At 42.5% G+C, this 8,229-nt stretch carries 5 protein-coding genes; 3 read left to right on the forward strand and 2 right to left on the reverse strand.

Going from position 1 to position 8,229, the window contains the following annotated elements:
* The first annotated feature begins 14 nt into the window (after positions 1-14).
* The 3 genes from carB to N518_RS0116035 all read left to right on the forward strand — a co-directional run bounded on the left by carB (position 15) and on the right by N518_RS0116035 (position 4,559).
* The gene (carB, locus tag N518_RS0116020) at positions 15-3,245 is read left to right on the forward strand and encodes a carbamoyl-phosphate synthase large subunit (protein WP_005015696.1); all 3,231 of its coding nucleotides are present in this window, start codon (positions 15-17) and stop codon (positions 3,243-3,245) included.
* A 91-nt stretch (positions 3,246-3,336) separates the two neighbouring features.
* Positions 3,337-3,813 (forward strand): transcription elongation factor GreA, encoded by a 477-nt coding sequence (gene greA / locus N518_RS0116030; RefSeq protein ID WP_005015697.1) that lies wholly within the window; start codon positions 3,337-3,339, stop codon positions 3,811-3,813.
* A gap of 125 nt (positions 3,814-3,938) precedes the next feature.
* Positions 3,939-4,559, forward strand: coding sequence for a CatB-related O-acetyltransferase (locus tag N518_RS0116035; RefSeq protein WP_005406123.1), 621 nt, complete (start codon positions 3,939-3,941; stop codon positions 4,557-4,559).
* Between the two features lie 87 nt (positions 4,560-4,646).
* On the opposite strand, the gene N518_RS0116040 is transcribed toward N518_RS0116035, so the two are convergent.
* Both N518_RS0116040 and N518_RS16590 read right to left on the reverse strand, forming a co-directional pair.
* On the reverse strand, positions 4,647-5,012 hold the full coding sequence (locus N518_RS0116040; protein ID WP_005404291.1) for an MGMT family protein: 366 nt from the start codon (positions 5,010-5,012) through the stop codon (positions 4,647-4,649).
* An 89-nt stretch (positions 5,013-5,101) separates the two neighbouring features.
* Positions 5,102-8,229: Ig-like domain-containing protein (locus N518_RS16590; RefSeq protein WP_034594374.1), on the reverse strand; the 3,128-nt coding region annotated here is incomplete at its 5' end.

Genomic DNA, 8,229 nt, shown 5'->3' on the forward strand with positions numbered 1-8,229 from the left:
TAAGGAGCGAAATAATGCCTAAACGTACGGATATTAAAAGCATCTTAATTATTGGTGCTGGCCCTATTGTAATTGGTCAGGCATGCGAGTTTGACTATTCAGGTGCACAAGCATGTAAAGCGCTGCGTGAAGAAGGCTACCGTGTTATTTTGGTGAACTCTAACCCGGCAACCATTATGACCGACCCTGCAATGGCAGATGCTACTTACATCGAGCCAATCACTTGGCAGACTGTTGCCGCGATCATTGAGAAAGAGCGTCCGGATGCGGTCCTTCCAACCATGGGTGGTCAAACTGCGTTGAACTGTGCGCTTGCACTTGACGCAAATGGTGTATTAGAGAAATATAATGTTGAATTGATTGGGGCGACCAAAGAAGCGATCGAAAAAGCAGAAGACCGTAAACTGTTCGACCAAGCAATGCGTAAGATTGGTCTTGAGTGTCCAAAAGCTGCGATTGCAGAGTCAATGGAAGAAGCGCTTGAAATTCAAGCTCGTTTCGGTTTCCCAGTGATTATCCGCCCATCATTCACCATGGGTGGTTCTGGTGGCGGTATCGCTTATAACCGCGAAGAATTCCTTGAAATCTGTGAACGCGGTTTTGACCTTTCTCCGACTAAACAGTTATTGATCGATGAGTCTTTAATTGGCTGGAAAGAGTATGAGATGGAAGTTGTTCGTGACAAAAACGACAACTGTATCATCGTATGTGCGATCGAAAACTTTGATCCAATGGGTGTACACACCGGTGACTCGATCACGGTTGCACCTGCACAAACATTGACTGATAAAGAATACCAATTGATGCGTAATGCATCTTTAGCAGTTCTTCGTGAAATTGGTGTTGAAACAGGTGGTTCTAACGTTCAGTTTGGTATCAATCCAAAAGATGGTCGTATGGTGATCATCGAGATGAACCCGCGTGTATCACGTTCCTCTGCGCTTGCATCGAAAGCAACAGGTTTCCCGATTGCAAAAATCGCAGCGAAACTGGCAGTTGGCTATACCCTTGATGAACTGAAAAATGATATTACTGGTGGTACAACTCCAGCATCTTTCGAACCAGCAATTGACTATGTCGTCACCAAAGTTCCACGTTTCAACTTCGAAAAATTCCCGCAAGCTGACGCGACTTTAACAACTCAGATGAAATCTGTCGGTGAAGTCATGGCCATTGGCCGTAACTTCCAGGAATCTGTGAATAAAGCACTTCGTGGATTAGAAGTGGGCGCTTCTGGTTTTGATGAAAAAATCGAAGTGGGTACTGAAGGTGCACGCGAGAAGATTCTTCAGGAACTTAAAGTTCCAGGTCCAGAGCGTATCTGGTATGTAGCGGATGCATTCCGTCATGGTTTCACTTTAGACGAAGTATTTGCAGCGACCAATATCGACCGCTGGTTCCTGGTCCAGATCGAAGACATCATCAACACTGAAAACCAGATCAAAACTTTAGGTTTCGGTGACTTGAACGCGGACAACATCCGTTCATTCAAACGTAAGGGTTTATCGGACCTGCGCATTGCGAACTTGATGGGTATTTCACAAAAACAATTCCGTAAACACCGTTGGAACCTGGGCGTAACCCCTGTTTACAAACGTGTGGATACCTGTGCAGCTGAATTCGAATCGGATACAGCATACATGTACTCAACTTACGATGAAGAGTGTGAGTCTAACCCATCGAACCGTGACAAGATTATGGTGATCGGCGGTGGACCTAACCGTATTGGTCAAGGGATCGAGTTCGATTACTGCTGTGTACACGCGGCGCTTGCAATGCGTGAAGATGGCTATGAAACCATCATGGTGAACTGCAACCCTGAGACTGTTTCTACGGATTATGACACATCAGACCGTTTGTACTTCGAACCGATTACCTTGGAAGATGTACTTGAAATCGTTCGTACAGAGAAGCCTAAAGGCATCATCGTACAATACGGTGGTCAAACGCCGCTTAAATTGGCTCGTGCTTTAGAAGAAGCGGGTGCGCCAATTATCGGCACATCACCTGACGCGATTGACCGTGCAGAAGACCGTGAACGTTTCCAGCAAATGATTCAACGTCTGCAACTACGTCAACCAAACAACAGTATCGTAAAATCTGCTGAAGAAGGTATGGCTGAAGCAGCGAAAGTCGGCTACCCGCTTGTGGTACGTCCTTCTTACGTTCTTGGTGGCCGTGCGATGGAAATCGTATACAACGACGAAGAACTCAAACGCTACTTACGTGATGCGGTTCAGGCATCTAACGAAGCGCCAGTTCTGCTTGACCGCTTCCTGGATGACGCAATTGAAGTTGACGTTGACTGCGTGTCTGACGGTAAAGACGTTGTGATCGGCGGGATCATGCAGCATATTGAACAAGCGGGAATTCACTCAGGTGACTCAGCATGTTCTATTCCTCCGTACTCTTTATCTAAAGAAGTTCAGGACGAAATGCGCCGTCAAACCATCGCGATGGCGAAAGAGCTTGGCGTAATCGGTTTAATGAACGTACAGTTTGCGGTGAAAGGCGACGATGTTTACATCCTGGAAGTGAACCCACGTGCATCACGTACAGTGCCTTTCGTTTCTAAGTGTATCGGCGAATCTTTAGCGAAAGTCGCTGCACGTTGTATGGCAGGTCAATCTCTTGAGTCACAAGGCTTCACGGCTGAGATTATCCCTGAGCACTTCTCTGTAAAAGAAGCCGTGTTCCCATTCAACAAATTCCCTGGTGTTGACCCGATCCTTGGCCCTGAGATGAAATCGACAGGTGAAGTGATGGGTGTGGGTAAAACTTTTGGTGAAGCATTCTATAAAGCAGTGCTAGGTGCAAATGAACGTTTACCTGGTCTTCCAACTGAAGGCGAAGTGAAACATGCATTCATCTCTGTACGGGACTCAGATAAACCGCGTGCTGTCGGTATTGCGAAACAATTAATTGACCTAGGCTTCAAGATTCTTGCGACTGATGGTACATTTAAAGTGATTAGCGAAGCTGGTCTTGAATGTGAACGCGTGAATAAAGTGACTGAAGGTCGTCCTAACATTGTGGACCGTATCAAAAACGGTGAAATCCACCTTGTCATTAATACGACTGAAGGCAAAAAGGCACAAGAAGACTCATTCTCGATCCGTCGTTCAGCACTTCAAGGTAAAGTGTATAATACAACTACATTGAATGGTGCGGACGCTGTATGCCAAGCTCTAGCAATTAAATTGCCAATGGATGTATATCGTTTGCAAGACCTAACTAAAGGTTAATTCGCTTCCAAGAAGTCCCGCTACCTTCTTGGTGGCGGGCTTTTTTTTATTTATATATTTTACATCCTTCCACTGACTTTTGAGGGACAACATGCAACGTTATCCTATGACCCCTGAAGGCAAAACTGCCTTAGAGAAAGAATTACACCAGCTTAAAACTGTAGAACGTCCACGTATTACAGCAGCGATTGCAGAAGCACGTGAACATGGCGACTTGAAAGAAAATGCAGAATATCACGCTGCACGTGAACAGCAAGGTTTCTGTGAAGGTCGTATTCAGGACATTGAAGGTAAACTGGGTGCAGCTCAGGTTATCGATATTAAAGATCTTGAGCAGAATGGCCGTGTAGTTTTCGGTGTAACAGTAACTATTGAAAATCTTGATACTGAAGAACAGAAAACTTATAAAATCGTTGGTGATGATGAAGCTGACTTTAAAATTAATAAAATTTCTGTGAACTCACCTATTGCACGCGGACTTTTAGGCAAAAGCGAAGGTGATGAAGCAAAAATTGTTACGCCTCAAGGTGAAGTAGAATATGAAATTGTGAGTGTTGAATATATTTAGTCAAACACGATACACATGAAGCCCCTTTCATCAGGGGCTTTTTATTGACAATATTATTTTCGCTCATCTCAAATTTTAAAATTTTTCAGATATAATCTGCTGCTCTTCAGTATTTAATTTTTCTTATGGATCAGCTGATCAACTCTCCGGTTAAACACTGGTGTGAGTTCGAATTCATCTCGAAGACAGTAAAGAATCCGAATATTCATATTAAAGGCAATTATAGTTATTACTCAGCCTATTGGGATCAAGGGTTTGAACGTTGTGTAGTGCGTTATCTTCATGATAAACCTGCTACCCCAGATAAACCGATTGATCAGCTTTATATTGGTAATTTTGTCTGCTTTGGTGCTGAAAGTGTCATTATGATGGGGGGTAATCAGCTACACCGTACAGAATGGATTTCAGTGTTTCCCTTTGATACCCGTAGTTTTGTGCCAGCAGGAGATACAATTATTAGTGACGGTTGCTGGATTGGTAGCCGTGCCATGATTATGCAAGGTGTAAAATTGGGAGAAGGCGCAGTAATAGCAACAGGTGCTGTAGTAACTAAAGATGTTCCACCTTATGCAGTTGTCGGTGGTGTACCTGCACGAATTATTAAATACCGTTTTTCTCAAGAAGACATCCAGAAGCTGCTTTCCCTTAAGCTTTATGATATGGACGAAAAGCAGTTATTAAAAATACGCGGGCGACTACAGTCAGATAACGTTTCATCTTTAATAGCATTTTTAAATGAATTTTAATCCGCATCTGATAGAGACTGTATATTAATTTTTATCTTGCTAATTTCCAGACAGAGAGAATTGGGGATCTTAAGTTGATTTGGAAATTCAGGGTAGCCACTGAAATTTTTTTAAGTTTATCTTTCCATTTATGACTGTTAGGCCCTCTTCAATTAATAAAACAGACTGTATATTTTGACCTTGTGTATTTAATTTACTTAGGCTAATTCCACCTTGGCTATTAATTACACGATGCCATGGAATATCAGTTCCTATAGGCAGATTTTTGAGTATATAGCCGACTAATCGTGCATGTTTTGGCAACCCGGCAAGACGCGCAACCTGCCCATAAGTTGCAACTTTACCACAAGGAATCAGACTAATAACTTCTAAAATCTGTCCATATAATTCATGTGCAGAAGAAATAATATCCTCCTTAAAATTTATAACTTTATAAAGTATAAGAAAACTCAAAATTCTAAATAGACTATCACTTAAGTTTAAAAAAATTTTAACTAAAGACAAAAAAGGACCCGAAGGTCCTTTTTTGTTACCTTATATATTTAGAAAATAATTTGGCCATTCTGTAACAGTTCATCCAATGTAATGGCACTTGGCTGATTGGTCAGCTGTAATAATGGAGTGGCAATAAAAGTAGTTCCGGTTCCATCCCGGTCGATGGACAAGGTTACAGTTGATGACGTTGAATTATAGTTTAGCTGGATATATTGTCCCAGATTATTAGCATTAACCTCGCCTCCTAGCAGATCTGACACATCAATCCGGTCAGCCTGGTTATCGGTACGAATATTACCTACATGGAAGTCTGTCCAGGTATCAGTACCATTACCGCCTCTTGCATTAGCGGCAACCAGTAAATCAAACACTACAGTATCAGCGCCTGAGCCACCATTAATATAATCATTACCTGCCCCTGCATTTAAAGTATCATCACCATTACCACCTCGCAGGATATCATTTCCTGAACCGCCATTTAACGTATCATTTCCATCATAACCATAGAGGCGCTGAGATACAGTACTATTGCTATTACCCAAGATATTGGCATTAGCATTACCCTCAACAATCGGTGAAGCGCTTCCTGAAAGTAGACCGCCCAACAGATCTACACTTGCGATCTCACCTCGGCTATATGAGGTAGATGAGCCTTGGCTATCTGTAGCAACCACATTCAAATTATTCAGTAAATTCAGATTTAAGATGCCTCCCAGCAAACCACCCGATAATTTGACTGATGCCAAGAATTCATTAATTTCCTGATTATCAAGTACCTGCCCTTGTGCAGCTTCAATTGTAATACGAGCTGGACGTCCTAACACAGTGCTACTTTGAGTAGTAACATTATAACCAAACAGATTACGTAACCCTGTTGAGAAGCTAAAATTCTCTCCACCCAGTGATACTGCAGAATTTAATGTAATTTCTACTCTTCTTAAATCGCCATTTGCATCTGCCGCTGCAAATAGTTGCTGATTTAAATCAATCAGACCTGCTACATCTGCGCCTACAACGCCCAGTAGAGCATTACTGTTAACAGCTGCAACAGGTGCAACCTGGCCAATAATATTCAAGTTAAAGTTAGCAGTTGTAATATTACCTGCCGTATCTGTTACTCTAGCCTGCCAAGTATGATTTACACCGGTCGCAGATGAAGACAGCGCTGTGGCAGGCGTATAACTCCAGTTACCACTAGCATCTACAGTAATTGGCGTAGTTATTGTTACACCGTCCTGAATAAGCGTAATGGTACTGTTCGGCGCTGCCCTGCCAAAGATTGTTGGCGTATTATCATCAGTAATCGCACCAGAATAAATATTGCCTTGAATATTACCTACATTATCGCCTGCACCTACGATTGTAACTACTGGCGGTGTAGTATCTACAGTAATATTACCTAAAGAAGAGGTATTCGCATGATTGGTAGTGTCTGTTACGGTAGCCGTCACATTATAAGTACCATCTGCAAAACCAGCTGGAGGCGTAGCAATCCACCTGCCAGTTGCGGTGTCATACACGGCATTGACGTTCACTCCAGTACCGGAAGCAGATGTATACCTTACCACTACTGTGTTCACATCCGGATCTGCGGTCACCGCGATGCGACCATCTTGGGTGATCAGGTCAGTATTACTGTTACCCGTATCATTAACTAAAGTAACTCTAGGGGCTGTTGTAGAAGTATCTGCAATGTTAATAGTAAGTTTTGCTGTATCTACTGTATTTCCATCAGATAATGTATAAGTAAATACTTCAGAACCGCCTATAGACGCTGGATCTCCATAAGCTGTATAAGTATAGGCTCCTGACGAATTAATGGTAAGTACACCATATAGTCCTTCGACTGTAATATTGCTTCCATTTGATGGAATGACTACGATAGGTCCATCAGCAATTTGTACCTGATTAATTACACCTCCCTGTGCATCATCTGTACCGCCGTTACTGCTACCCGCACCTGTAATCACATTACCACCTGTTAAGGCTTCATTAGCAAAATCGGTTTCGGTAAGCTGGGTCGTAATATCAGTAGCTTGCAATAGTGTAAGTGTATTACTTAAAAGAGCATCTGCTAGTGAACTCAAGACTGTATTGAGTAATCCGGTAGCACCAACATTATTCAAAATAGTGACTAATGGATTAATAATCTCATCAACTGGCAAACCATTCAATGTAGTTAAAACAGGAGATAACAGCGTAGTAACTGTTGGCCCTAAAACTGGACCTAATGCATTAGAAACTGTATTGAGTACCAGCGTCTGATTTTCAGGCCCTAAAATGACGCCTGAATTTCCAAGCTCTTGTAAAGATACTCCACCACTATTATCTGAATCTAGCAAGTCAGTTAATGTACTCTCGTCATTACGAACCACAACACGATATGTACCTGGTTGCAAGCCTCTGACTGTAGCAGTTAAAGTATTATCTCCTGTTACACCTAAGACATTTAAACCAAGAACATCACCTAATAGCGAGTTTTGTGTTACTGCAGAATAGACAACATTACCATTTGCATCAACAACATCTAACCGGAAGGCATCTGCAACTGCGGCGAGTGCAGTTTGGCTTATTTCAATATTGAGTACACCAAATTGATCAGGTCCTACAATTACAGTCACACCATTGTCAGTGCCATTATCCGACTCTAATAAACCCAATACCTGAACATCTGTATCGGTCACTTCGGGATAGACTGTAGTGATCTGACTTACAATGTCCAGGTTTACGACATCATCTATGGCATTTGGTGGTGTCAAATCTATTCTTACTGGGTCTGTAGCAACGTTTCCGGCAATATCTGTAGAATTCACGCTAAGCAGCTGGTTATCCGCTACGGAAGCTGTCGGAACATTAAATGTATAGGTGCCGGTTGAACCTACTATCGTACTAACAGGATTGCCCAGATTATCTAAAATTGCTACACCTGTAGTTGTGGTTAAAGTAACAGTAGATCCTACCTCTGCTGTGCCACTCACAATGACAGTCGTCGGATCTGGATTGCCATTATCTGAATCTAAAGCAAAGCGCGCAGTAACCGTAGTGATAGTATCTATAGTAACGCCTACCGCATTAGTTATACTGCTGTTGCCATTAACATCAGTCACGACAGCTCTGTATTGATAGGTGTTATCTGCGACTCCAGTCTGTGCGGCTGTTGTTGCCACCCAGGTAT

The organism is Acinetobacter sp. UNC436CL71CviS28, from assembly GCF_000620525.1.
Taxonomy (GTDB): domain Bacteria; phylum Pseudomonadota; class Gammaproteobacteria; order Pseudomonadales; family Moraxellaceae; genus Acinetobacter; species Acinetobacter radioresistens.

Bases quoted from the DNA above. Each gene is read 5' to 3' on its own strand.
- greA (WP_005015697.1), top strand. From the start codon at position 3,337: ATGCAACGTTATCCTATGACCCCTGAAGGCAAAACTGCCTTAGAGAAA.
- carB (WP_005015696.1), top strand. From the start codon at position 15: ATGCCTAAACGTACGGATATTAAAAGCATCTTAATTATTGGTGCTGGC.
- N518_RS0116035 (WP_005406123.1), top strand. From the start codon at position 3,939: ATGGATCAGCTGATCAACTCTCCGGTTAAACACTGGTGTGAGTTCGAA.